At 60.3% G+C, this 24,872-nt stretch carries 20 protein-coding genes and 1 pseudogene; 9 read left to right on the forward strand and 12 right to left on the reverse strand.

The window, feature by feature from the left end:
• Positions 1-155 precede the first annotated feature (155 nt).
• The 3 genes from nirB to KGB28_RS26685 all read left to right on the forward strand — a co-directional run bounded on the left by nirB (position 156) and on the right by KGB28_RS26685 (position 3,645).
• Positions 156-2,717, forward strand: a complete 2,562-nt coding sequence (nirB, locus tag KGB28_RS26675; protein ID WP_223448537.1) for a nitrite reductase large subunit NirB — start codon at positions 156-158, stop codon at positions 2,715-2,717.
• Complete coding sequence (nirD, locus tag KGB28_RS26680) at positions 2,717-3,103, forward strand: nitrite reductase small subunit NirD (RefSeq protein WP_223448538.1); 387 nt, start codon at positions 2,717-2,719, stop codon at positions 3,101-3,103. The genes nirB and nirD overlap by 1 nt, the downstream gene beginning before the upstream one ends.
• A 101-nt stretch (positions 3,104-3,204) precedes the next feature.
• Entirely contained in the window at positions 3,205-3,645 is a 441-nt protein-coding gene (locus tag KGB28_RS26685) for a CBS domain-containing protein (RefSeq protein WP_150727255.1), read from the forward strand.
• 180 nt (positions 3,646-3,825) lie between these two features.
• Here KGB28_RS26685 and treR read toward each other — a convergent pair whose 3' ends face one another.
• On the reverse strand, positions 3,826-4,530 hold the full coding sequence (gene treR / locus KGB28_RS26690) for a trehalose operon repressor (protein WP_150727256.1): 705 nt from the start codon (positions 4,528-4,530) through the stop codon (positions 3,826-3,828).
• Positions 4,531-4,756: 226 nt separating this feature from the next.
• Here treR and treP point away from each other — a divergent pair, with 226 nt between their 5' ends.
• The 5 genes from treP to KGB28_RS26715 all read left to right on the forward strand — a co-directional run bounded on the left by treP (position 4,757) and on the right by KGB28_RS26715 (position 12,194).
• Complete coding sequence (gene treP, locus KGB28_RS26695) at positions 4,757-6,199, forward strand: PTS system trehalose-specific EIIBC component (RefSeq protein ID WP_223448539.1); 1,443 nt, start codon at positions 4,757-4,759, stop codon at positions 6,197-6,199.
• Positions 6,200-6,330: 131 nt separating this feature from the next.
• Positions 6,331-7,980, forward strand: a complete 1,650-nt coding sequence (treC, locus tag KGB28_RS26700; protein WP_223448540.1) for an alpha,alpha-phosphotrehalase — start codon at positions 6,331-6,333, stop codon at positions 7,978-7,980.
• A 95-nt stretch (positions 7,981-8,075) separates the two neighbouring features.
• Positions 8,076-9,299 (forward strand): maltoporin, encoded by a 1,224-nt coding sequence (locus tag KGB28_RS26705; RefSeq protein WP_223448541.1) that lies wholly within the window; start codon positions 8,076-8,078, stop codon positions 9,297-9,299.
• 61 nt (positions 9,300-9,360) lie between these two features.
• Positions 9,361-11,895: a phosphoenolpyruvate--protein phosphotransferase gene (ptsP, locus tag KGB28_RS26710; RefSeq protein ID WP_223448542.1), complete on the forward strand. Its 2,535-nt coding sequence runs from the start codon at positions 9,361-9,363 to the stop codon at positions 11,893-11,895.
• 2 nt (positions 11,896-11,897) lie between these two features.
• A complete protein-coding gene (locus KGB28_RS26715; RefSeq protein ID WP_223448543.1) occupies positions 11,898-12,194 on the forward strand; it encodes a PTS transporter subunit EIIB in 297 nt (98 codons plus the stop codon).
• Between the two features lie 85 nt (positions 12,195-12,279).
• On the opposite strand, the gene KGB28_RS26720 is transcribed toward KGB28_RS26715, so the two are convergent.
• The 8 genes from KGB28_RS26720 to argH all read right to left on the reverse strand — a co-directional run bounded on the left by KGB28_RS26720 (position 12,280) and on the right by argH (position 20,934).
• Entirely contained in the window at positions 12,280-13,458 is a 1,179-nt protein-coding gene (locus KGB28_RS26720; RefSeq protein ID WP_223448544.1) for an MFS transporter, read from the reverse strand.
• Between the two features lie 150 nt (positions 13,459-13,608).
• Complete coding sequence (locus KGB28_RS26725; RefSeq protein WP_223448545.1) at positions 13,609-14,958, reverse strand: MmgE/PrpD family protein; 1,350 nt, start codon at positions 14,956-14,958, stop codon at positions 13,609-13,611.
• Entirely contained in the window at positions 14,955-15,842 is an 888-nt protein-coding gene (locus KGB28_RS26730; protein WP_223448546.1) for a polysaccharide deacetylase family protein, read from the reverse strand. The genes KGB28_RS26725 and KGB28_RS26730 overlap by 4 nt, the downstream gene beginning before the upstream one ends.
• Positions 15,835-16,683 carry a polysaccharide deacetylase family protein gene (locus tag KGB28_RS26735; RefSeq protein ID WP_223448547.1) on the reverse strand — a complete coding sequence of 283 codons (849 nt, stop codon included), beginning with the start codon at positions 16,681-16,683 and terminating at the stop codon, positions 15,835-15,837. Before KGB28_RS26735 ends, KGB28_RS26730 begins: the two co-directional genes overlap by 8 nt.
• A gap of 153 nt (positions 16,684-16,836) precedes the next feature.
• Positions 16,837-17,661, reverse strand: a complete 825-nt coding sequence (locus KGB28_RS26740) for an ABC transporter substrate-binding protein (protein WP_223448548.1) — start codon at positions 17,659-17,661, stop codon at positions 16,837-16,839.
• A 53-nt stretch (positions 17,662-17,714) separates the two neighbouring features.
• Complete coding sequence (locus KGB28_RS26745) at positions 17,715-18,479, reverse strand: amino acid ABC transporter ATP-binding protein (protein ID WP_150727267.1); 765 nt, start codon at positions 18,477-18,479, stop codon at positions 17,715-17,717.
• A gap of 10 nt (positions 18,480-18,489) precedes the next feature.
• Positions 18,490-19,368, reverse strand: coding sequence for an amino acid ABC transporter permease (locus tag KGB28_RS26750; RefSeq protein ID WP_150727268.1), 879 nt, complete (start codon positions 19,366-19,368; stop codon positions 18,490-18,492).
• Positions 19,369-19,506: 138 nt separating this feature from the next.
• Positions 19,507-20,934: an argininosuccinate lyase gene (gene argH / locus KGB28_RS26755; RefSeq protein WP_223448549.1), complete on the reverse strand. Its 1,428-nt coding sequence runs from the start codon at positions 20,932-20,934 to the stop codon at positions 19,507-19,509.
• Positions 20,935-21,229: 295 nt separating this feature from the next.
• On the opposite strand from argH, the gene KGB28_RS26760 reads away from it, so the two are divergent.
• Positions 21,230-22,195, forward strand: coding sequence for a LysR family transcriptional regulator (locus tag KGB28_RS26760; RefSeq protein ID WP_150727270.1), 966 nt, complete (start codon positions 21,230-21,232; stop codon positions 22,193-22,195).
• A gap of 64 nt (positions 22,196-22,259) precedes the next feature.
• Here the strand turns inward: KGB28_RS26760 and KGB28_RS26765 are convergent.
• The 3 genes and pseudogenes from KGB28_RS26765 to KGB28_RS26775 all read right to left on the reverse strand — a co-directional run.
• Positions 22,260-22,485 (reverse strand): annotated as a pseudogene (locus KGB28_RS26765) (glycosyltransferase); the annotation flags it as partial.
• 184 nt (positions 22,486-22,669) lie between these two features.
• Positions 22,670-23,785, reverse strand: a complete 1,116-nt coding sequence (locus KGB28_RS26770; protein ID WP_223448550.1) for a Gfo/Idh/MocA family protein — start codon at positions 23,783-23,785, stop codon at positions 22,670-22,672.
• Positions 23,786-23,944: 159 nt separating this feature from the next.
• A complete protein-coding gene (locus KGB28_RS26775; RefSeq protein WP_223448551.1) occupies positions 23,945-24,865 on the reverse strand; it encodes a MurR/RpiR family transcriptional regulator in 921 nt (306 codons plus the stop codon).
• Between the last annotated feature and the right edge of the window lie 7 nt (positions 24,866-24,872).

The following is a 24,872-nucleotide window of genomic DNA, read 5'->3' on the forward strand; positions in this document are numbered from 1 at the left end:
GATTGGCCGGACAGGTCGTGGGCAGCATCGGTGGATCAGGCATAGACGTCTGGTTTCAACACCGCAAAAGAACAGGCAAAGACGCCTGGAACCGAAAGGTTTCAGGCGTTTTTTTTGCTTTTAAAACCGTGATTGGCTGGGGCTGGGTGCTTTCTATGAATTCCAATGTTGCCACGTTGAACAAGATGCAAACGCTGATCGTGATCGGTAATGGCATGGTCGGACATCATTGTGTCGAACAGCTGATCGAGCGGGGAGCGCTTGACCATTACCGGCTGCACGTCTTCAGTGAGGAGCCGATGCGCGCCTATGACCGTGTGCACCTTTCCGAGTACTTCTCCGGTCGTGATGCCGAGTCGCTGGCGCTGTCCGATGCGTCGCTTTACCAGACGCCCGGCGTTACGCTGCATCTGGGTGTGCCGGTATTGGAAATCGACCGTGTCCGTCGCCAGGTGGTCACTTCGCAAGGTTGCGTCACGTATGACAAATTGGTTCTGGCCACCGGTTCTTATCCGTTTGTTCCGCCAATCGAAGGCGCCGAAGGTCAGTCGCGCCTGGTCTATCGCACCCTGGAAGACCTCGATGCCATTCGGGCTGCGGCGACCAATGCCCGGCGCGGCGTGGTGGTTGGTGGTGGCTTGCTGGGTCTGGAGGCCGCGAACGCGTTGAAGAGCCTGGGCCTTGAAGCCCACGTGGTGGAATTCGCGCCGCGCTTGATGCCGGTACAACTCGATGACCTCGGTGGCCAGGCGCTCAAGGCGCAGATCGAACGATTGGGCGTCGGTGTACACCTGTCCCGCGCCACTCAATCGATCAGCGCGGGCGAGCAGTACCGCTATCGCATGAACTTCGCCAATGACGAATTCCTCGAAACCGACCTGATCGTGTTTTCCGCCGGTATCCGCGCTCAAGACGCGCTGGCTCGTCAATGCGCGCTGGAGATCGGTCCGCGCGGTGGCGTGGTGATCGACGACACGTGCCTGAGTTGCGACCCGAACATCTACGCCATCGGTGAATGCGCTTCATGGAACGGCAGCCTGTTCGGCCTGGTCGCGCCGGGCTACCAGATGGCACGCAGCGTCGCGGCCCGTCTGTGCAACGAAGTCGCCGAGCCGTTCACCGGTGCCGACATGTCGACCAAGCTCAAGCTGCTGGGGGTGGATGTCGGCTCCATCGGCGACGCCCACGGCAACACCCCGGGCGCGCGCAGCTATCAATTCATCGACGAAACCAGCGCCAGCTATCGGCGCCTGGTGGTGGATGCAAGTGGCAAGCACGTCCTCGGTGCAGTGCTGGTGGGTGACAACAGCTATTACGACACCTTGCTGCAATACATGCAGAACGGCATCGCCTTGCCGGCAGAACCCGCCAGCCTGATTCTGCCGTCCTCCGAAGGCGCGCCGACCCTGGGCCCGGGTGCGCTGCCCGAGTCGGCCACGGTGTGCTCATGTCATAACGTCACCAAGGGCTCCATTTGTTCGGCCATCGACGGCGGCTGCACCGACCTGGGCCAACTCAAGTCGCAGACCAAGGCCTGCACCGGCTGCGGCGGTTGCGCGGGCCTGCTCAAGCAAGTCTTCGAGCATGAGTTGATTGCCCGTGGCGTCAGTGTCGATAAAAGCCTGTGCGAACACTTCGCCTACACCCGTCAGGAGCTTTATGCGCTGGTGCGGGTAGAAGGGGTGATCACCTTCGAAGAACTGTTGGCCAAGCACGGCCGTGGTCATACCGGTTGCGACGTTTGCAAACCGGCGGTGGGCTCGATTCTCGCCTCGTGCTGGAACCAGCCGATCATGGACACGTCGCTGGTGCCGTTGCAGGACACCAATGACACCTTCATGGCCAACATGCAGAAAAACGGCACCTATTCGGTGGTGCCACGCATCGCCGGGGGGGAGATCACAGCCGACAAGCTGATCGCGATTGGCGTGGTGGCGAAGAAATACGACCTCTACAGCAAAATCACCGGCGGGCAGCGCATCGACCTGTTCGGTGCTCAATTGCATCAATTGCCGGACATCTGGTCCGAGTTGATCGAGGCCGGTTTCGAAACCGGGCACGCCTACGGCAAATCGACCCGCACGGTGAAGTCCTGTGTCGGCAGCACTTGGTGCCGTTATGGCGTGCAGGACAGCGTGAAAATGGCCCTGACCCTCGAGGATCGCTACAAAGGCCTGCGCTCGCCGCACAAGCTCAAGTTCGCGGTCTCCGGTTGCACCCGTGAGTGCGCCGAGGCGCAGAGCAAGGACGTTGGCGTAATCGCCACCGAGAAAGGCTGGAACCTCTATGTGTGCGGTAACGGCGGCATGCGCCCGCGCCACGCCGAGTTGTTCGCCACCGACCTCGATGACGCCACCCTGATCCGTTACATCGATCGGTTCCTGATGTTCTACATCCGCACCGCCGACAAATTGCAGCGCACCTCGGTCTGGCGTGAAAGCCTGGAGGGCGGCCTGGATTACCTCAAGGACGTGGTCATCAACGACAGCCTGGGGCTTGGCCTTGAGCTCGAATCGCAGATGCAATTGGTGGTCAACCGCTACGAATGCGAATGGGCCAATGCCCTGAAAGACCCGGAAAAACTCAAGCGCTTCCGCACCTTCGTCAACGATCAACGCCCGGACCCGGACATTCACTTTGTCCAGGAACGCGGTCAGCGCCGGCCGATCATGGCCGCTGAACTCCACCTTATCCCTGTCATCGAGGAGATTGCCTGATGAGCCAGTCCGATACCCAGCGCGCCTATTCCAGTTCCTCCCTGGTCAATCCCGATGCCTGGCAAGCGGTGTGCAGCCAGGAGGATCTGGTGAGTAACTCCGGCGTCGTCGTCTGGCTCGACGGTGCACAAGTGGCGCTGTTCTACCTGCCGGCTGCCGAAGGCAAGACCCTCTATGCCATCGATAATCATGACCCGCAATCCGGGGCGAATGTCATCGGTCGCGGTCTGATCGGCAGCATCAAGGGCGATCTGGTGATTGCCTCGCCACTCTACAAACAGCATTTCCGCCTTGAGGACGGCAGTTGCCTGGAGTATCCGCAGCAGCGCCTGCGGGTCTGGCCGGTGCGGCTGAACGAAGGCCAGGTGGAGGTCGCGGTGGCCTGACCACATGGATTTCGCCGGGGTCTGAGCGCTCATTCAATCAATGATGTATGCCCGGCTCCGGCGGAGTCGATGATCAATGACAAACAGTATCGGGGGTTCGTATGAAAACAGCCGCACAACTGCTGAAGCTCAAGGCCGTGCAGAACCGGCGGGTGCATAGCATCGCGCCAGACCAGATGGTGCTTGAAGCGTTGAAGATGATGGCGGAAAAAAATGTCGGTGCTCTACCCGTCATAGAGGAGGGGCAGGTGGTCGGCGTTATCAGCGAACGCGACTATGCGCGCAAGGTCGTTCTACAGGGGCGCTCTTCGGTCGGTACGCCGGTCCGGGCCATCATGAGTGCGCCCGTCGTGACAGCAGACAGTCAGCAGAGCATCGAGCGTTGCATGGCGGTCATGACCGACAGTCATCTGCGCCATCTACCGGTGGTGGAGGGCGACCAACTGATTGGCCTGTTGTCGATTGGTGATCTGGTCAAAGAAGCCATCGTCGAGCAGGCCGAGCTGATCCGGCAACTGGAACACTACATTCGCGGGCATTGAAACGACCGGGGGCAGGGTGGATCGAAGGCTTATGAGTACAGGACCAGGGTAAACAACCCGTTATAAACATCCCTATCGTAACCGCACGGCTTACTGAAGTTTCCTTTATCAACTTTTATGTCATAACCCACATCAAGGTAAGACTTGACCTTGTTCTGCAGCAGGCAGGTTGATAGTCCTTCATCGCCTGGCCACATCCGAAAAGTAAAACTTGTCCAGGGTATGCCGCGACTCGGTGTACTCGAACTGCCGGCCGTCCTGCAAAAAGGTCTGGTTGCTGACCACAATCACATGGCTCTGCCCCTCAAGATCAAGGTGCTGCTGGTCGTCCTTGCCTCGCGGTACGGCTTCGATGGTGCGCTGGGCATAGCTGATTTGCAGTTGCAGCGTCTGTTCGATGAAGGCATAGATCGAATGCTCGGCAATCTCGCAATTCAGCCCCGGAATAAGATCGGCGACGAAGTGGTTGATGTCGAGGATGACCCGTTTGCCATCGATTCGACGCACGCGTTTGATCCGCGTGATCAGGCTGCCTTCTTCGGCTTTCAGGTGTTCACGCAAGGCACCTTGCAGGGGGAACTGCTCGAACGCCACCACCTCGGTGCTGACATCATTGCCCAGCCTTGGGTGGGTTTCCTGGAAACTGACGATACCGCCGAGCTGGAATTCGATCGGATTGGGCGACAGCACGAAGGTGCCTTTACCGTGAATTTTTTGCGCGAAGCCGCGTTCCTGAAGCAGTTCTATGGCTTGGCGCACAGTACCGCGACTGGCCCGGTAACTCTCCATCAATTCGGTTTCGGAAGGCAGTCGGGCGCCGCGTTCCAGTCGTTCGGTGGTGATGCTGGTAAGCAGATCGCTGTAGATCTGGCTGTATTTGCTCATGGGAATGGCTGCGTTGTGCTCAAGGGAGGAACCTTAGGGAACGCGTGAGGGTTTGTCTATTGCACAAATGGCGGGGCGGTCGTGGCTGTCGCAAATATCGCCGCTGGGTGGGTCATCGATAAATAAACCCAAACTCGTCTGTACGAGTTGTTGCTTTAACTCGTACAGACGAGTATTTTTCGCTTCGGTGTGCTGCCAAACAACAAAAACACAGTGGATGAAAAGCATGAGCCATGACTACGCGACTATCGCCAGCGAGCTGCTTCATAGCCTCGGTGGCGCTGACAACCTTGAACAGGCCGCACATTGCGTCACGCGTCTGCGCCTGGCCCTCAAAGACCCACAGCGGGTCGACAGTACGACGCTGAATCAGATCGACCTGGTCAAAGGCTCGTTCTTCACCGGCGGCCTGTTTCAGGTGGTCATCGGTCCCGGCGAAGTCGAGAAGGTTTACGCCGCGCTGCGCGAGCAGACAGGGCTTGCTGCGTCGACCATCGCCGACGTGAAACAAAAGGGCGTCGATAAAACCAATGCCATGCAGCGTCTGGTGCGGGTGTTCTCCGATGTGTTCATGCCGATTCTGCCGGCGCTGATCATTGCCGGCCTGCTGATGGGGGTGAACAACCTGATCGGCGCCAAAGGCATGTTCATTGCCGGCAAGACCCTGCTTGAGGCCTACCCGACGCTGGACGGTGTCTGGAGCTTGATCAATCTGATGGCCAACACCTCGTTCGTGTTCCTCCCGGCGCTGGTCGGCTGGTCGGCAGCCAAGCGTTTTGGCGGCAGTGAAATCCTTGGCATCGTGCTGGGTCTGATGCTGGTTCACCCGGACCTGCTCAACGCCTGGAACTACGGCAAGGCGGTGGCCGGGCTGGACGGCCAGAGCCTGCCGTATTTCGATATTTTTGGCTGGTTCAAGATCGAGAAGGTCGGCTACCAAGGACAGATTCTGCCGATCCTGCTGGCCGCCTACGTCATGAGCGTCATTGAAAAATGGCTGCGGGCGCGGGTACCCAATGCCATTCAACTGCTGGTGGTGCCGATTACCACGATCGTCGTGACCGGGGTGTTGGCGCTGGCCGTGATTGGTCCGGTGACCCGTCACCTGGGGATTCTGATCACCGAAGGCGTGGTGACCTTGTTTGACCTGGCGCCGATGGTCGGCGGGGCGATTTTCGGTCTGCTGTATGCGCCGCTGGTGATTACCGGCATGCACCACATGTTTCTTGCGGTCGATTTGCAGCTTATCTCCACCCAGGGCGGCACCTTCATCTGGCCGATGATCGTCATGTCCAACCTCGCACAAGGCAGCGCGGCACTCGGGGTGTTCTACATGACCCGCAGTGCGCGGGATAAAAGCATGGCCTCGACCTCAGCGATTTCCGCCTATTTCGGCATCACCGAACCGGCCATGTTCGGCGTCAACCTGCGCTACAAGTTTCCGTTCTACGCAGCGTTGATCGGCTCGGCGGCGGGCTGCATGTTCCTGTCGCTGAACAAGATTCAGGCCTCGGCGATCGGTGTCGGTGGCTTGCCCGGTTTCATCTCGATCATCCCGCAGTTCATTCCGATGTTCGTGGTCGGGATGGTCATCGCCATGGTCGTGCCGTTCGTTTTGACCTGTGGCTTGAGCATGAAAATTGTCCGGCCTGGATATCGAGTCGCCTGATAGATCCATTCGCGGGCAAGCCCGCTCCCACATTTTTCAATGCGTACCCCTGTGGGAGCGGGCTTGCTCCGGGCGGCGATCCGACGAAGACGCCAGACCAGACACAGCAAAACTCATTAAAGGAATACGCCATGCAAGACTGGCAGCGTTCGGTGATCTACCAGATCTACCCGAAGAGTTTTCACAGCCACGCCGGCAACCCCACGGGCGATCTGCTCGGGGTGGTGGCCAAGCTCGATTACCTGCAATGGCTGGGTGTCGATTGTCTGTGGATCACCCCGTTCCTGCGTTCGCCCCAGCGCGACAATGGCTACGACATCAGCGACTACTACGCCATCGACCCGAGCTACGGGACCATGGCTGACTGCGAGTTGCTGATCGCCGAGGCCGGCAAACGCGGTATCAAGTTGATGCTCGATATCGTGGTCAATCACACTTCCATCGAACACCAGTGGTTCCAGCAGGCCCGCAGCAGTCTCGATAACCCGTACCGCGATTTCTATATCTGGCGCGATCAGCCGAACAACTGGGAATCCAAGTTCGGTGGTTCGGCCTGGGAGTTCGAGGCGCAAACCGGCCAGTACTACCTGCACCTGTTCGACCACACTCAGGCCGACCTGAACTGGGATAATCCGCAGGTGCGCGCTGAAGTCTTCAAGATGATGCGCTTCTGGCGTGACAAGGGCGTCGGCGGTTTCCGTCTGGACGTGATCAACCTGATCTCGAAACCGGCAGACTTTCCCGAGGACAACAGCGACGGTCGGCGTTTCTACACCGACGGCCCGAACGTGCACGACTACTTGCAGGAAATGCACCGCGAAGTCTTCGAAGGCCATGACCTGATCAACGTCGGCGAGATGTCTTCCACCAGCCTGGAACATTGCATTCGTTACTCGCGAGCGGACTCGAAAGAACTGTCGATGACCTTCAACTTTCATCACCTGAAGGTTGATTACCCGAACCTGCAGAAGTGGGTTCGCGCTGACTTCGACTTCCTTGAACTCAAGCGCATCCTTTCCGACTGGCAGACCGGCATGCAGGCCGGTGGCGGCTGGAATGCACTGTTCTGGTGTAACCACGATCAGCCGCGAGTGGTTTCGCGGTTTGGTGATGACGGCGAACACCGCGTGGTGTCGGCGAAGATGCTCGGCACCGCGCTACATTTTCTTCAGGGCACGCCGTTCATCTATCAGGGTGAAGAGTTGGGCATGACCAACCCGGGCTTTGAGAGCATCGAGCAGTACCGCGATGTCGAGACGCTGAACATCTTCCGGCTCAAGCGTGATGCCGGGGAGTCCGAGGCATCGAGCATGAGCGCGATCATGCAGAAATCCCGCGACAACAGTCGCACCCCGATGCACTGGAACATGCAACCCAATGCCGGTTTCAGCAGTGCCGAACCCTGGATCGGCGTGCCGGCCAACGCCATGCAGATCAACGTCGAAAACCAACTCGACGACACGACTTCGGTGCTGCACCACTATCGCCAGTTGATTGCCCTGCGTCACAGCGAACCGCTGATTCAGGACGGCGTGTATCGCCAGCTCCTGCCCACGCACCCGCAGGTCTGGGTGTACCTGCGTGAAGGCGAAGGCGAGCGTCTGCTGGTGGTGAATAACTTCTATGGCACGGCGTGTGAAGTCGAGTTGCCGGAGCGGGTAATCACCGACTGCATGTTGCAACGCCTGGTGATCAGCAACTTCCCGGATTGTGAGACTCGTAGTCGACAGCTGTTCCTGCGGCCATACGAATCGTTCGTCTTGCACCTGACCGACCACTAAAAAACACGCTCTTCAAACAACGCGCAGAGCACTGCGTGGGGTTTCTTGCGCGCAGATTTTACCGGATGAGCACAATAAAAATAATGAGATGCCTCTTGAAAACAACAATAAATCGCAAACTTGCAGCATCGTGCGCATGCCTGATGTTGCCGTTCTCGGCCCAGGCTTTGGAGTTCGCCGGTTACTTGCGTAGCGGCGTCGGGACTTCGGTCAACAGCGGTTCCCAGCAGTGTTTTCAACTGCAGGGTGCCCAGTCGAAATACCGCTTGGGCAACGAATGCGAGCAGTACGCCGAGCTGGAGTTGCGTCAGGACGTGTACACCCTGGACGACGGCTCGGTGCTGAGCGTCGACGGCATGGCTTCGTTGTACAACCAGTACGACAAAGACCTGACGTTCAACGGTGATAACGGCTCGGTGCGCATGCCGCAGATGTACGCACAATGGTCGAACTTGCCGAGTCTCAATGGTGGTTCGTTGTGGGCCGGGCGGCGTTACTACAAACGAAACGACATCCATATTTCCGACTTCTACTACTGGAACCAGAGCGCCACGGGTGGTGGTATCGAGGATGTGAAGATCGGCGACCTGAAATACAGCTACGCCTTTTCGCGCAAGGACAACCTGTACCAGAAGGATTATGTCACCCGGCAGGATTTCAACGTCGCAGGTTTTCAGACCAACCCCGGCGGTGAACTGGAGTTTGGCCTCAGTTACATCGAAAAGCCTGACCGCAGCGATGCACACGCAGGTTGGGCCATCACCGCCCAGCATGTGCAGAAAAACTTCCTCGGCGGTAAGAACAAACTGGCGCTGCAATACGGCGAAGGGCCTGGCACCGGGTTGGGTTACACCGGCGATGTGGGCCTGGACGACAGCAACAGGAGCTACCGGCTGGTGGAGTTCTTCGACTGGCAAGTGACACCGCGTTTTGGTGGTCAGGTCGAAGCGGTCTATCAGAAGGATATCCGCCCGGACGGTAACGGCCAGAACTGGATTTCCCTGGGCGTTCGCCCGGCTTACGCGATCACCGACCAATTCAAGTTGGTGACTGAGCTGGGACACGATCAGGTCGAGGCCCCAGGCGGTACGCGCAAGTTGAGTAAATTCTCCTTTGTCCCGACCTGGTCGCCAAAAGGCCCGGGGTTCTGGGAACGTCCCGAAGTGCGTTTGTACTACACCTATGCCAGCTGGAACGAAGCGGCCAAGCGTGCGGCCAATGAACTGGCACAAGGTTCAGCGTTGTCCGATACCGGCGCGTTCGGCACGGCGCTGCATGGTGCGAACGTCGGATTGCAAGTCGAGTACTGGTGGAAATAAGCGATGCTGTAGGAGCTCGCGCTCCATCGGCACTTCAAAGAACAAAACCGCAGGTGAAGTCATGACCATAACCCAACCATTGCAATTGCTGGCGCCGCTGTCCGGGGTGCTGGTGCCACTTGATCACGTGCCGGATCCGGTGTTCGCCAGCCGGGTGATCGGCGACGGCCTGTGCATCGATCCGACCTCGCAGACCCTTTGCGCGCCGTTGGCCGGCGTGATCAGCAACCTTCAACACAGTGGCCATGCGATCAGCATCACCGATGACAATGGCGTACAGGTGTTGCTGCACATTGGTCTGGACACCGTGAACCTGGCGGGTAAGGGGTTTAGCGCCTTGGTCGAGCAGGGCCAGCGTGTCGAGGCCGGACAGCCGTTGATCGAGTTCGATGCCGACTATGTAGCCCTGCATGCCCGCAGCCTGTTGACCTTGATGCTGTTGGTCAGTGGCGAGCCCTTCAGCCTGCTGACACCTGACAATGGCCTGGTGGCGTGTGCCCAGCCCGTGTTGCGCCTGAGCCTCGGCGATCCGCGTTCCAGCGTTGCGCAGGAGGAGGGCGAAGCGCTGTTCTCCAAACCGGTCCACCTGCCCAACGCCAATGGTCTGCACGCGCGGCCGGCGGCGATCTTTGCGCAGGCGGCGAAAGGTTTTGCGGCAAGCATTTGCCTGCACAAGCAGCAGGACAGCGCCAACGCCAAGTCCCTGGTGGCGATCATGGCGTTGCAGACGGTTCACGGCGATGCGCTGCAGGTCAGTGCGGTGGGCGCAGATGCCGAATTGGCAATCAGCACGTTGGCCCAACTACTGGCGGATGGCTGCGGTGAGGCCGTGACTGCGGTAGCGGTCGTAGCACCGGTGGTTCAGGCGCCGGAGGTGTCGACGAAGCTGTTGCGCGGTGTCTGTGCTTCGGCGGGTTCGGCCTTTGGGCAGGTGGTGCAGGTGGCTGAGCGCACCCTGGAGGTGCCCGAGTTTGCCGCGGATCAACGCGTGGAGCGAGAATCGCTGGAGCATGCGCTGACCCGCGCGACGCAGGCACTGCAACACTTGCGCGACAACGCGAAAGGTCAGGCGCAGGAGGATATCTTCAAGGCACATCAGGAGTTACTGGAAGACCCGAGTCTGCTGGAGCTAGCCCAGGCCCTGATTGCCGAGGGCAAGAGCGCGGCGTTTGCCTGGAACAGTGCTACCGAAGCCACCGCTGCGCTGTTCAAGTCGCTGGGCAACACCTTGTTGGCCGAGCGCGCGTTGGACCTGATGGATGTCGGCCAGCGCGTGCTCAAGCTGATTCTCGGGGTGCCGGACGGTATCTGGGAGTTGCCGGATCAGGCGATTTTGATTGCCGAACAACTGACACCGTCGCAGACCGCTGCCCTGGATACCGACAAGGTGTTGGGTTTCGCCACCGTGGGCGGCGGTGCCACCAGCCATGTGGCGATACTCGCCCAGGCCTTGGGTTTGCCAGCGGTGTGTGGTTTACCAGTGCAGGTGCTGTCGCTGGCCAGCGGAACCCGAGTGCTGCTCGATGCGGACAAGGGTGAGTTGCACCTGGACCCTGAACTGGCGGCTATCGAACAGCTGCGCGGCAAACGTCAGCAGCAACGGCAACGGCATCAGCGCGAACTCGAGCAGGCTTCGCTGGCGGCCTGTACCCGTGACGGTCATCACTTCGAGGTGACGGCCAACGTTGCCTCGCTGCTTGAGGTCGAACAGGCGATGGCGCTAGGCGGCGAGGGTGTCGGTCTGCTGCGTTCGGAGTTTCTTTATCTGGAGCGCAACAGCGCGCCCAGCCATGACGAGCAAGCGGTCACTTACAGCGCCATTGCCCGGGCCCTTGGGCCAGAGCGCAATCTGGTGGTGCGCACACTGGATGTGGGCGGCGACAAACCGCTGGCTTACGTGCCAATGGACAGCGAGGCCAATCCGTTTCTGGGCATGCGCGGAATTCGCTTGTGCCTGGAGCGTCCGCAGCTGTTGCGCGAGCAGTTCCGGGCAATTCTGAGCAGCGCCGGTCTGGCCCGTCTGCACATCATGCTGCCGATGGTCAGCCAGTTGTCGGAGCTGCGTCTGGCGCGGCAGATGCTGGAAGAAGAGGCGCTGGCGCTCGGGCTCAAGTCGCTGCCGAAACTGGGCATCATGATCGAAGTCCCGTCCGCGGCACTGATGGCGGACCTGTTTGCCCCCGAGGTGGACTTCTTCTCCATCGGCACCAACGACCTGACCCAATACACCCTGGCCATGGACCGCGATCACCCACGTCTGGCCAGCCAGGCCGACAGTTTTCACCCCGCGGTGCTGCGTCTGATCGCCAGCACCGTGAAGGCCGCCCATGCCCATGGCAAGTGGGTCGGGGTGTGTGGCGCGCTGGCTTCGGAGACTCTGGCGGTGCCGCTGTTGCTGGGGCTTGGGGTGGATGAACTGTCGGTCAGCGTGCCGCTGATTCCGGCGATCAAGGCCGCGATTCGCGAGGTCGAGCTCAGCGACTGTCAGGCCGTCGCGCATCAGATACTCGGGCTGGAGAGCGCTGAGCAGGTCCGCGAGGCCTTGTCTTCGCAGCAGCAGGCGATGGTCGAAACTTCACAGGTGTTGGAGAACTGAACATGTTCGAGAAAATGCAACGGGCGTTCTGGAAGGCATTGACCCCGGATCTGCTGGTGGATGAGCCGAAGGTGGCTGCCAGGCTTTCTACGGACCTGCCGTCGAGCGTGGTCGCCGCGCTGGGTGGGCTGGATAACCTGGCGTCGCAACAGCGCATTGCGATAACGCGAGTGCGGGTCCAGTTGCGTGATGTAACCCGACTGGACGAACAGGCCTTGCGTGCGGCGGGTGTGCCGGGGGTGATGGTGCTGGCGGATGGCGTGGTGCATGTATTAACCCGGTGCCCAAGGCGGGACTGACGGTCTGCGCGTGATCCGCGCAGGGTTCGCTGTCGTTCACCCGCTCGTGCCGCTGAAAGGTTCATATCAATGCAGTTCCAGTGCATTATTTTTGCACCATAGCCACCCGACGACCGCTCATGAAGCACAGGAACCCACCCATCGCGGTCAGTGCGCTCAAGGCATGGAACATCGTGGGCGCGGGAGTGTGCATCAATAGATAGCCACAAATCACCGGGCTCAGGGCGCCACCGAGGGCCGCCAGGTTCTGGGCTCCGTAATAGCTGCCGCGCAGCTCTTCCGGGGCCAGGGTGTCGACGAAGAGGAATTCGGCCGGGTAAATGATCATTTCACCGAGGGTGAAGATGAACATCGCCACGCACCAACTCACCATGCTGTCGGCCAGGCTGAAGCCGATCAGGCCAAGGATGAACAGGCTGGTGCCCGCGGCAATCCAGTAGCGCAGCTTCTCGCGATTGAGGAACCGGCCGATCTGGTACTGCAGCAGGATCACGCTGATGGCGTTGCAGGCGAGCAGGGCGGCCATGATTTCCAGGGCGCGTTTGGAATCGTGGGTCACCAGCAGGTATTGCGACAAGTAGAGGGTGAAACGCCCGTGCACCACGGTGCTGAGCAGGCAGCCGCAAGTGAACATGATCAGGGTGCGGTCGTTTTTCAGGGTGACCAGGGTTTTCAGGAAACTCGGGGGCTGCCCAATGGCGGGTGTCTGCGCCGAATCCCTGGGAATGCCTATCATCAGGAAAATGCTGAAGAACGCAATGCCACCGGCAATCAGGAACGGTGCGATCGGATAGACCCCGGCAATCACCACGCCGAGCATGGGGCCTGTGGCATAGCCGATGTTGGTCAGCGTGTAGCGCAGGGAAAACGCCTTGGCCCGCTGGCCCATGGGCAGGTTTTCGCTGAGGATCGCTTTGGAGCCGATGAGGAACAGCGCTGACGCGGTCTCGGTGATCACCAGGGTGGCGGTGGTCAGGTAGAGGTTTTCGGCAAAGGTCAGCAGCACGAAGCCGATGGCGCTGGAGAGCATTGCCAGGATCAGCAGCCGGCGCTTTTCCAGGCGGTCGATGATATAGCCGCCGTAAAGAGCCAGCAGGGTGGCGATGAACACCGCGATACCGAGCAGCAAGCCAACGTCCTGTTGGTTGAGGCCCAGCTTGTTGCTCAGGAACAGCGTGAGCAAGGGGCTGGTGATGGCGCGGCTGACCACGATGGTCAGTGAGACGATCATCAAGCGGCGGATAACGAGCGAGTAAGTGGCCACGGTGGTGCAAATGTCCTTATTCAGATGGTTGGTGTTCGTCGATGTACCGAGTCGCGGCCATTCGCGAGCAAGCCCGCTCCCACATTTGGAATGCATTCCCCTGTGGGAGCGGGCTTGCTCGCGAAGAGGCCGGCACAAGCAACGCAATACTCAAGCCAGCCACCGATCCAGCGAGCGAACCGATTCCAGTTCTTCAATCCGCCACAACTGCCCGAGCAGTTCCTCAACCCGCTCCCGGGACATGACCCGCGTTGCCAAACTGAAAAACTTCTCCGCAAGCAGCTCATCACTCAGCGGATTACCCGGCGCGCCCAATGGCACTTCAACGCACAGGCTCGCTTGCCGACCGTCCACGGTCCGCAGTGTCACCACGGGCTCGCCATCCTCGGACAGTAGCGGGTCCACTTCAAGGCGAATGCGTGACATCCACTGGATGATGCGTGGATCGTTGCGCGCTTCATCGTCATAGGCCTGCAATCGACAATGGCCATGTACCAGCCGTGCCGCCAGTGCATACGCCAGGCTCATCTGCGCCGCCGCGAGGGTGCCGACATCCTGGCCGCCACACATGTCCTTGAGAAAACTGCACAGCGAAACCTGTATGTCTTCGACCTGATCGACTGGCACATTCAATTGGTCGAGCAAAAGCCCCAACGCATCGATGGCCGAATGCGTGCCGCGACACGAGGCGTAGGGCTTGATCGAGCAGCGGGCGAGTTTCCATACGGCACCGAGATCGGCATCCAGTGCTTCGGGGGTTGAGGTGGCGCTGGCAAGTGTCTGCAAAAAGCCGCCCCAGACATCTTCGAACAACTTTGTTGGACCACTGATGCCTTGCTGCGCAAACCGCGCCGCCAGCAACCCCCCTTCGGCGGCCCGGCCACTGTGCAGTTTTTTACTTTGCGAGCCGTCGTGGATGAAAGCCCACAAGCCACCGCTGAAGCTGCCGGCGATGCCCAGTGCCGACAAGGTTTGCCCGGCATTCAATCGAAAAATCCGTGCACTGGCGGCTGCCGCGCCGAACACCCCGCAGGTCGCCGTGGAGTGCCAGCCAGCGCCGTTATGGGCTGAGTAGCCGCCGCAGGCTTCGAGCACCCGGCGCCCGACTTCGTAACCGATCACCACGGCCGTGATGAACTCGCGGCCGCTCACCGGTTGACCGGCCATCGACACCGCCGCCATGACCGCCGGCAGCACTACGGCGCCGGAGTGGTCGCAGCCACCGGTGTCGTCCAGTTCCAGGGCATGGGCGGCGATGCCGTTGAGCATGGCTGCCTGAGCGGCGCCGACCCGCTGGCGAGTGCTCCAGACCAGGGTGTCGCCCGTTTCGTCTTCGAATACCTGCCGTGCCGTTTTCGCGACTTCGCTGTCTGCCCCGGCGAGGGTCGCGCCGAAAGTATCGAGGATGTGGCGCCTGGCTTGTTCCACCAGTGCGGGCGGCAGGTCCGCGAACTGCGTATCCACGCAAAATTTCGCCAGTCGTTGCATGCGTTCTGTCATAGCACGTAGTCCCGATAATGCCGCTCATACACCGACGCCGGATGATCTTCGGTGATCGGCGTTGCGGATTCCGCCCACCACTGGGCGACGTCAGCACCGGTAGCGATCCATACGTCATCGTGCTGCAAAATCCCCTCAAGCAACTCACGCAACACACCAATCCGTCCCGGCGTAGCGATGATTTCCGGATGCAGGCGCAACACGTAGCACAGGCCGAAGCGATGAAACCCGGCGAAGTCCATTTGCAGGTTGCCCAGGGTGTGGCTGTAGGATGCGATCCGCGATTGCGCCGGCGGCACCGCCGGGCTGAGATTGAAGGCGAAGTAGGGTTCGTCCTCCAGCTCGTAATGCAGGGGCAACTCGATCACGTCGGGCGCGGTCGGGTGAGCGAACGGCAAGTCATCACCACGCCAGGACGACGACCAGCGCATGCCTTGATCCCTCAACGCCTCGATGAAGCCCGGTGCACCGTTGCCGGCGGGGATGCGCAAACCGGTGGGACGCTGACCGGTCAGCGCCGTCAATGCCGCGCATCCTTTGGCGATGTCGGCGCTCTGCGCGGCGAGGTCGAGGGTGTCGTAGTTCTGATGGTGATACCCGGCGCAGGCAATCTCATGCCCGCCCGCCTGGATCGCACGAATATGCTCGGGGTTTTCCTCGGCGACGATACCGGGTACGAACCAGCTGCTGGAAACACCGAGCTCCTTGAACAGAGCGAGCAAACGCTCCACGCCGCGTTGGGTGCCGTAGCGCCAGACCGACAGGGTCTTGTCGCGTCCGGCAACTTGCGGGGCCTGGGTGAGAATGCCGTGGATGTCGTTGTAGTCGACGGTCAGTACCACGGCGCAGCGGTAGCCCTTGGGCCAGACAGTGGAATCAACCATGGTGATGTTCCTTCAGCCACCACTGGGCGACGTCGCGGCAGGTGGCGAACCAGACGTCGTCGCGTTGGCGCATGTGTTCGAAGAGTTTTTCCAGCAACAGGATGCGTCCTGGTTTGCCGGTGATCTTGGGGTGGAACAGGGTGGTCAGGCACAGCCCTTCATCCATGGCGCCGTCGTATTCGCGGCACCAGTTGTCCAGGGTCAGGGCGTAGCTGGCGGTGCGGTCCAGCCCCGAAGGGAAGTCCGGTGCGCGGGTATAGGCGATGGAGGCGTAGTCGTCCATTTCCCAGCGACCGGGGATTTCCACCAGCGGCGTGGCGTGCCCCGGTACATTCACCAGGTACGGCCGGTCATCGCCGCGCATGCTGCTGGAGTAAGTCACGCCGGCCTCCACCAGCATCGCCGGGGTTTCGGCCCGCCAGTCGCCGGACGGCGTGCGGAAACCTTCGGCGCGGATGTGCAGGTGCTTCCAGAACACCTCGCGGGACCGCCTCATCACGTCCTTTTGCTGTTCCAGCGTCAGGGCGTAGAAGGATTCGTGTTTGTAGCCGTGATACGCCACCTCATGCCCGCGCTCGACAATCGCCTGACACTGTTTCGGCCAGTTCTCCACGACCCAGGCCGGGACAAAGAACGTCGTCGGCAGACGGAATTCGTCGAGCAGATCGAGAATCCGCGGCAGCGCCCGGTACGGGCCATAACCGCCGAAGCCGAAATACTCGGGCTTGCGCCAGATCGAGCCGTTGAGCATGGCATCGCCGGTGGGGCCGTCGAGGTCGAAGGCCAGGGCCAAGCAGGCTTTGTGCCGGCCGGGCCAGGTGGGTTGGGGGGAGGAGGACATCGTTAGTGCTCCGACGATCTATAAACAATCACAAGACCTTGTGGGAGCGAGCTTGCTCGCGATGGCGGACTCGCAGGCGACATCAATGTTGAATGTGATGGCCCCTTCGCGGGCAAGCCCGCTCCCACAGGTATTGCATTTATCCTTGCGAACTTACTTCCCGGCGTTAACCGTCACCGTCTTGATCGCACCCAGTTCCAGATCCCACTTCTTCAGGATCGCCTGGTAGCTGCCGTCATCGACCATGCTCTGCATCGCCACTTTCACCGCTTCACTCAGCTCAGGCTTTTTCTTGCTCACGCCCAGCCCGGTGAACTGCTTGGAAATCGGCAGGCCCACGGTTTTGTACATGTCCTTTTCCTGGGTCTTGAGGTACGGCAGGGTTTCGCTGCCCTGCATGGCCGCGTCGATGCGGCTCTGGCGCAGTTGCGCACGGGCATCGGCCGAGCCTTCGGTGCCGATCACGTTGATCGCAGGCTTGCCGGCGGCTTCGCAGTTGGCCTTGCTCCACTCGGCGATTTCCGCCGGGAAGGTGGTACGTCGGCTGGTGCCGACTTTCTTGCCGCACAGGTCGATGATCTCGTTGGTGTCCTTGTTTTTCTGCAAGGTGTAGAACTGCGGACCGCTGGTGAAGTAGTCGACGAAGGTCACACTGGCCTGACGCTCGGCGGTGTCGGTCATGCCCGACATCACCATGTCGACGCGGTCGGTGGTCAGCGCGTTGATCATTTGCTCGAAACCGGTTTCCTGCCATTTGATCTTCACGCCCAGGCGTTCGGCCAAGGCGTTGCCCAGGTCAACGTCGAGGCCGGTGAGGGTGTTGGTGGCCGGGTCCTTGAAGTCCATCGGCGGGTAGTTCGGCATGATCGCCACAACGACCTCGCCCTTGGTCTTGATGCTGGCCGGCAATTCGGCAGCGAAGGTGAAGCCGGATGCCATAACGCCGGCGAGTACAGCTGGAATAACGAAGTTCTTCATGGTCGTTCTCTTATGAGTGTTGTGAGGCAGCTCTTGATTTGCGAGCCAGGCCCTTAGGTTCGAACGGCAGAAATGAAGCTTTGGGTGCGTGGGTTTTGCGGACTTATTAGTATTTCTTCGGGGCTTCCAGCCTCCACGATCTGTCCTTCGTCCATGAACACCATGCGGTTGGAAACCTCGCGAGCGAAGCCCAGTTCATGGGTGACGACGATCATGGTCATGCCGGTCTGCGCCAGATCGCGCATCACCGACAGCACCTCACCGACCAGTTCCGGGTCGAGTGCCGAAGTGGGTTCATCGAACAGCATCAGCTTGGGGCGCATGGCCAATGCACGAGCAATGGCGACGCGTTGTTGCTGACCACCCGACAGTTCGATGGGGTAGCTGTTGCGTTTGTCGGCCAGGCCGACGCGGGCGAGCAATTCCAGGGCTTCTTCGTGCGCCTCTTTGGGCGAGCGCTTGAGCACCTGACACGGCCCTTCGATGATGTTTTGCAGCACAGTCATGTGCGGGAACAGGTTGAAGCGCTGGAACACCATGCCGGTCGCCAGGCGCTGACGGGCGATCTGCGACTCGTTGAGTTCGTGCAGTTTGTTGCCGGCGATGCGGTAACCCACCAGTTCGCCGTCGACCCACAGGCCGCCCTTGTCGATCTTTTCCAGCTGGTTGACGCAGCGCAGCAAGGTGCTCTTGCCGGAGCCGGACGGGCCGATGATGCACAGCACTTCGCCTTGCTCGACCTCGATGTTGATGTCCTTGAGCGCGTGGAAATGGTCGTAGTACTTGTTCAGGCTCACGGCCTTGACGATGCTTCTCATGTGCGGCTCCTCAGGAACGCTTGCCGGCGCCGCGGGCGAAACGACGCTCCAGACGGCTTTGACCAAAGGACAGGACGGTGACGGTGGCCAGGTACCAGATACCGGCGACGATCAGCAGCTCCATCACGCGGGCGTTGGCGTAGTAGATGTTCTGCGCGTTGTAGAGCAGTTCCGAGTACTGGATGACGCTCGCCAGCGAGGTCATTTTCACCATGCCGATGAACTCGTTGCCCACCGGCGGAATGATGATGCGCATGGCCTGGGGCAGAATGATCCGGCGCAGCGCCTGCAGGCGCGGCATGCCGATCGACTTGGCGGCTTCATACTGCCCGGTGTCCACCGAGAGCAGGCCGGCTCGCACCACTTCGGCGGTGTAGGCACCCTGGTTGATGCTCAAGCCAAGCAGGGCCGCGACGAATGGGGTCATCAGGCTCACGGTGTCCATTTCGAACAGGCCGGGGATGCCGATGGTGGGGAAGATCAGCGCCAGGTTGAACCACAACAGCAGTTGCAGAATCAGCGGCGTACCGCGAAACAGCCAGGTGTAGATCAGCGCCACATAGCGCAGGATCGGGTTGGCCGACATGCGCATGATCGCGGTTATCACGCCGAACACGATGCCCAGCGCCATCGCCAGCACCGCCATGACGATGGTGTTGAGCAAGCCCCACATGATCGCCTGGGAGGTGAGGAACTGGCCGATGTACGACCATTCGATCTTGCCTTCGGCGAAGGCGCGCACCAGGCCGATGATCGCGATGACGATCACCGTGGCGAAGAAAATCCGTCCGTAGTAACGCCGCGGTACATGATCGTACTGGGTGATGTCGAACTGGTTTTCCGCCAGTTTGCGCTCCGCCTGGAGTCGTTCTGCCTGTGTCTGGCTCATGTTGGTTCTCCGAATGCTGGTATTTCAGGTCAAACACAATCCCTGTGGGAGCGGGCTTGCTCGCGAATGCGGTGTGTTATTCAACATTGATGGGGACTGACACTCCCTCTTCGCGAGCAAGCCCGCTCCCACATAGAGTCAGAGGCGAAAGCCCTGATAGTCCTCGGTCCATAACTGCTGGGCGGCGAGGGCGGTTTTCAGGCGGCCGATCTGTTCGCGCACCTGTTGTGGCGCAGTCCCGCCCCAGCCGCTGCGGGCGGCGATGGCGGCTTCGAGGGTCAGGCTTGCGCGTACTTCTGGTGTGAGGCGTGGGTCGATTTCCGCCAGCAGCGCCGGGGAGGCTTCCCACAATTCGATGTCGTGTTTCTCGCAGGCCTGGACCAACGCACCGGTGATTTCGTGAGCTTCCTTGAACGGCACGCCGCGCACCGCCAGCCAGTCGGCGACTTCGGTGGCGAGGGTGAAGCCCAGCGGTGCCTGGCGACGCAGCTCTTCGACGTTGACCGTCATGGTCGCGACCATTCCGGCCATGGCCGGCAGCACCAGCAGCAGGGTGTCGACGCTGTCGAGCACGCCGTTCTTGTCTTCGCTCAAGTCGCGGTTGTAGGACAGCGGCAGGGATTTGAGGGTGGATAACAGGCCGGTCAGGTTGCCGATCAAGCGACCCGCCTTGCCCCGCGCCAGTTCGGCGATGTCCGGATTCTTTTTCTGCGGCATGATCGAACTGCCGGTGGCGTAGGCATCGTCCAGCGCGACCCAGCGGAATTGCCGCGACGACCACAGGCAGAACTCTTCGGCGAGGCGCGAGATGTTGATGCCGAGCATGCTGGCGATGAACAGGAACTCGGCGACGTGATCGCGGCTGGCCACGGCGTCGATGGAGTTTTCGCAAACACCGCTGTAGCCCATTTCTTTTGCCGATTGCTGAGGTAAACGAGCGATAGCCGAGCCAGCCATGGCCGCCGCACCGAGTGGCGACAGCGAAGTACGCGTGTCCCAGTCCACCAGGCGCTGCACGTCGCGCAGCATCGACTGGGCGTGGGCCAGCAGGTGATGAGCAAACACGATCGGTTGTGCCTGCTGCAGGTGGGTGAAGCCGGGGCAGATGCTCTCGATGTGTTGCTCGGCCTGGTCCACCAGCGCCTGCTGCAAGCCCAGCACTTCAACGGCCAGGGTGCGCACGTGGTCACGCAGGAACAGCCGCAGGTCGTTGGCGGTCTGGTCGTTGCGCGAACGACCGGCGCGCAGCTTGCCACCGAGGGTGCCAAGGCGTTCGGTCAGCAGGCGCTCGATGAAGGTGTGGACGTCTTCGTCGTCCAGGGTCGGGGCGATGCTGCCGGCGCGGAAATCTGCGCCGATACGCTCAAGGGCGTCGAGCATGGTCTGGGTTTCTTGCTCGCTCAGCAGTCCGGCGCGCTGCAGTTCCCGGGCATGGGCCTTGGAGCCGGCGAGGTCGTACGGGGTGAGCCGGAAGTAGCGCTCAGGGCAACGGGACAGGGCCGCCAAAGCTTCGGAGGGGCCGCTTTTGAAGCGAGCACCCCAGAGACGGTCGGTGGTTTGAGACATTGTTGTTTTCCTCGTCGGTAACGCGAACTGAAATGGGTATGCCGGGCCGCAACGTCGCTAAAAAGTCAGCGAACGAAATCAGGCCAGAGCAGTTTTCAAGAGGGCAGTTGCATCGTTGCGAGAGCTGATCGAAGTGTCAGCTTTTAATGTTTTGAGATCAGTGGTTTGGCACTGATGTTCGGGATTTATTGGCGGTTGCCAAGCCTGGTTTTCTGTGTTCATTATTATTAGGCCAGCTATGTTTTTGTTGTTGGGCACAGATTGTTGAATAGGGCGCCAGAGGTAAATAAGCATTATGGAAACCCCACTTTCCAATTCCGGAAACCCGCCGCCGAAAACGCTGCAGCGGGCACCGTTAGCCCTCAGTGGGCTGGACTTCAAACTGCTCAAAGTGTTCAAGGCCGTGGTCGAGGCTGGTGGCTTCAGTGCCGCGCAAAATGAGCTGAATGTGGGGCTGGCAGCCATCAGCAAACAGATTTCCGACCTGGAAATCCGTATCGGCATGCGCCTTTGCACGCGGGGGCGAGAGGGCTTTCACCTGACGGAAGAGGGGCGTCTGGTGTATCAGGCGTCGATAGACTTGTTTGCCTCGGTCGACAACTTTCGCGATCGCCTTAGTTCAGCGCAAAACGAACTTGTCGGTGATCTTGGCGTGGGGGTTATTGATAACACAATCTCTGACGCCAATTCGCCGTTAGTTGCCGCGCTAAGACGTATAAACGAACAATCACCCAAGGTTAGATTTCAACTTCAGGCCACGCAACTTGATGAGGTTGAAAGAGGTGTCGTCGAGGGGCGGTTGGTGGCGGGAATTGTACCGGTTTATCAAAAACGCGAAGAGTTCGATTACTACGAGCTATACGAAGAACGCTCGGAGGTTTATTGCGCGCTCGGCCACCCGCTGTTCTCCATGGCGGACGCGGACATGGGTGGTAATGTGCTCAAGGATTACGAGTGCATCAACCATCGCTACGCGATTCATCGCGACAAACTGAAATTTGCCCACTACGACAGCTTTTCCGCCTCGGCAACCCAGGTGGAGGCCGTTGCGCTGCTGATCAAGACGGGTCGTTTCCTGGGGTTCCTGCCCCAGCATTACGCCGCACCGATGGTGGCGCGGGGAGAGTTTCGCGCGGTGCGCCCGGACCTGATCAACATCGTCACGCCGTTCAGTCTGATCCTGCGCCATAACACTGTGCGCAGCCCCTTGGTGAAGGCATTTGCCCAGGCACTGGGCGTGGATTTAAAAGCCTCGGTTTGATTGTTCACCGCGTTGAACACCAACTAACGAACACTGGCGGCCAATGGGGATGATTGGACCAGGCTTAAGGCTTCAGCACTTGCAGCAACACGAAATCGTTTTTATCGAAACGTCCGCTCAATACTGCTTGTAGAGTTCCCAATGCCGTGCCGTGAAGAGCGCGATAATCGCTGAGATCCATCATCACACAAGCAAGCGCCGCAACACTTTCCAGTCCCAGGAACGATTGGCTGAAGACTGGTTGCAAGTCCTGCGATATTGACCATGAACTTGATCACCTTGGCGTCCTTATCCGGCCACGCTCTCCCGCGGTGAAGCGCAACGCGTGGCCCCGGCCGGTGATACCCCGGTGCTTGCGGCTGCCACCGACGGAATCGAATTTCGCAGGGATCAGCTGTGAACAGGTCCAGGCTCCACCGACATTCGCCCGGCGTCCGTCCTGCTACCGCCTATTGGCGGCAGCCTTATCGGCGATCAGACCTCGCTGATATTGACCCAGCGCTGTTCCCGCGCAGCCAATCGAATCGCCGTCGCCAGCCGCTCCACTTCGAGGGCTTGCTCGAAGTCGGTGCCGGCTTGTCCTTGGCCGGCCAAGGCCATGATCAACTCCTGCACTTCCAGCGTCTTCAACTCGTTGTAGCCCAGCTGATGCCCCGGCGCGGGACTGAACGCTGCATATCCGGGCAGGTTCGGCCCGGCCAGTAAGCGCTGGAAGCCGTCCTGGCCGACACGGCACAGGCGTAACTCATTCAAGCGCTCCTGATCGAATGACAGGGTCCCTTGGGTGCCACTGATCTCGAAACTCAGGTGATTCTTGTAGCCGTGCTTGAGCCAACTGCTGCTGAAGGTGCCACGCGCGCCGCTGGCAAAGCGCAGTAACGCATGGGCCTGGTCGTCGACGGCAATTGTGCGTTGTTCCTGGCTACCGGCTGTGGCCGGGCGCTGGCGGTGCACGGTCTGGGAATCGGCGCACACCGCTTCGACATTGCCGAGCAGATAGCGCGCCATGCCCAGCAAGTGGCTGCCCAGGTCCGCCAGCGCGCCACCGGCATGTTCGGCCTCACAGCGCCACGACCAGGGGGACGCTGGATCGGCCATGAAGTCTTCGCTGAATTCGCCTTGAAAGCTGATGATCTCACCGAGTTTGCCGCTCTGAATCAACTCCCGCGCCAGGCCGATGATCGGGTTGTGCTGGTAGTTGTAGCCGACACGGGTGACCACGCCCGCATCCTTGGCCGCCAGGTGCATGGCGTTGGCCTGTTCGAGGTTCACCGCCAGCGGTTTTTCGCAGTACACCGGTTTGCCAGCGGCAAGCGCGGCCATGGCCATCGGGTAGTGCAGGTGGTTGGGTGTGGTGATGGCGATCAGGTTGACCTTGGGGTCGTCGATCAATTGCTGCCAGTCGCCATAGGCCTGCTCAAAGCCCCAGGCAGTGGCGCATGCCTGGGCACGAACGGGATCGGCGTCGGCCAGGGCGGCGAGGCGAAGCGTGAAGGGCAGTTCGAATGCTGCGCTGACGTTGCGAAAGGCCAGGGCATGGGCACGCCCCATGAAACCCGTGCCGATAAGTCCGATTCCGAGTTCGCGCATGACAGGATCCTTTGGTTTTTGTTTTCAGGAAACCCGTTTATAGAATAAAAATTCCTTTTCATCAATTATGGAATAAATATTTACATGCGGCCGCTGAGCGCTCGCGTGCAAACGTGAGAGTTCTTCGCTGCGCGCGGCGCCGTAACGCCATTGTCTCGGTCAGTCTTCGAACCCGACCTGCTCGTGAATCTCATCGACTTTCAATTCCAGTCGATAAGCCACGGCGATAAACAGCGCCTGACACAGGCACAAGGTCGCACTCAACGAGCGGAAGGCAAACGAGCTGCCTTCGTTGACCAGCAGCACGGTGTTGGCGCGCTTGGCCAAAGGTGAAAGGTTACTGTCGGTGATGATCAGGGTTTTCGCCTGATGATGCTGGGCGATGCGCAGGCAGTGCTGGGTTTCCTTGCCGTACGGCGTGAAGCTGATGGCGATCACCAGGTCATTGGCGCGCACGCTGCGCATCTGCTCGCGGTAACTGCCGCCGAGCCCCGATACCAGGTGGATGCGCTTGTTGGTGTGTTGCAGGTTGTAGACCAGGTAGTCGGCCACCGCGAACGAGCGGCGCACGCCGACCACGTAGATGTTGTCAGCGTTGACCACCAGATCCACGGCCTTGTCGAAGGCCTGGTCATCGAGTTCCAGCCCCAGCCGTTCGATGCCCGACAGGGTGGCATTGATGCATTCGCGCGCCAGGTCGCCGCCGCTGGCCTTCTGCGACTTGTTGGCGATCATGCTGCGAATGCGCTGCTGGTAGTTCTGCACCGGCGTGGTCTTGTGGGTGTAGGCCTCGCGAAACAGCGCCTGCATTTCGCTGAAGCCGCTGAAGCCGAAACGCTGGGAAAACCGCACGATGGCCGACGGGTGCACTTCGCACTCGCGAGCGATGTCGCTGATGCGGTCGACCATGATCCGGTCGCTCTGCTGGCTCATGTAGCTGGCGATGCGTTTGAGCTGGCGCGGCAGGCTTTCGTATTCATCGGTGATCAGCTGCAGCAGACGCTCGGCATTGATCGGGGGGCTGGTGAGATCGCTGTCGGGCGTGCTCTCGGTCGTAGCCGGCTGATCGGTGCGGGACATGAGGAAA

Source organism: Pseudomonas sp. BF-R-19 (genome assembly GCF_019956445.1).
Lineage (GTDB): Bacteria > Pseudomonadota > Gammaproteobacteria > Pseudomonadales > Pseudomonadaceae > Aquipseudomonas > Aquipseudomonas fluorescens_BH.

Bases quoted from the DNA above. Each gene is read 5' to 3' on its own strand.
- nirB (WP_223448537.1), top strand. From the start codon at position 156: ATGAATTCCAATGTTGCCACGTTGAACAAGATGCAAACGCTGATCGTG.
- nirD (WP_223448538.1), top strand. From the start codon at position 2,717: ATGAGCCAGTCCGATACCCAGCGCGCCTATTCCAGTTCCTCCCTGGTC.
- KGB28_RS26685 (WP_150727255.1), top strand. From the start codon at position 3,205: ATGAAAACAGCCGCACAACTGCTGAAGCTCAAGGCCGTGCAGAACCGG.
- treR (WP_150727256.1), bottom strand. From the start codon at position 4,530: ATGAGCAAATACAGCCAGATCTACAGCGATCTGCTTACCAGCATCACC.
- treP (WP_223448539.1), top strand. From the start codon at position 4,757: ATGAGCCATGACTACGCGACTATCGCCAGCGAGCTGCTTCATAGCCTC.
- treC (WP_223448540.1), top strand. From the start codon at position 6,331: ATGCAAGACTGGCAGCGTTCGGTGATCTACCAGATCTACCCGAAGAGT.
- ptsP (WP_223448542.1), top strand. From the start codon at position 9,361: ATGACCATAACCCAACCATTGCAATTGCTGGCGCCGCTGTCCGGGGTG.
- KGB28_RS26715 (WP_223448543.1), top strand. From the start codon at position 11,898: ATGTTCGAGAAAATGCAACGGGCGTTCTGGAAGGCATTGACCCCGGAT.
- KGB28_RS26725 (WP_223448545.1), bottom strand. From the start codon at position 14,958: ATGACAGAACGCATGCAACGACTGGCGAAATTTTGCGTGGATACGCAG.
- KGB28_RS26730 (WP_223448546.1), bottom strand. From the start codon at position 15,842: ATGGTTGATTCCACTGTCTGGCCCAAGGGCTACCGCTGCGCCGTGGTA.
- KGB28_RS26735 (WP_223448547.1), bottom strand. From the start codon at position 16,683: ATGTCCTCCTCCCCCCAACCCACCTGGCCCGGCCGGCACAAAGCCTGC.
- KGB28_RS26740 (WP_223448548.1), bottom strand. From the start codon at position 17,661: ATGAAGAACTTCGTTATTCCAGCTGTACTCGCCGGCGTTATGGCATCC.
- KGB28_RS26745 (WP_150727267.1), bottom strand. From the start codon at position 18,479: ATGAGAAGCATCGTCAAGGCCGTGAGCCTGAACAAGTACTACGACCAT.
- KGB28_RS26750 (WP_150727268.1), bottom strand. From the start codon at position 19,368: ATGAGCCAGACACAGGCAGAACGACTCCAGGCGGAGCGCAAACTGGCG.
- argH (WP_223448549.1), bottom strand. From the start codon at position 20,934: ATGTCTCAAACCACCGACCGTCTCTGGGGTGCTCGCTTCAAAAGCGGC.
- KGB28_RS26760 (WP_150727270.1), top strand. From the start codon at position 21,230: ATGGAAACCCCACTTTCCAATTCCGGAAACCCGCCGCCGAAAACGCTG.
- KGB28_RS26770 (WP_223448550.1), bottom strand. From the start codon at position 23,785: ATGCGCGAACTCGGAATCGGACTTATCGGCACGGGTTTCATGGGGCGT.
- KGB28_RS26775 (WP_223448551.1), bottom strand. From the start codon at position 24,865: ATGTCCCGCACCGATCAGCCGGCTACGACCGAGAGCACGCCCGACAGC.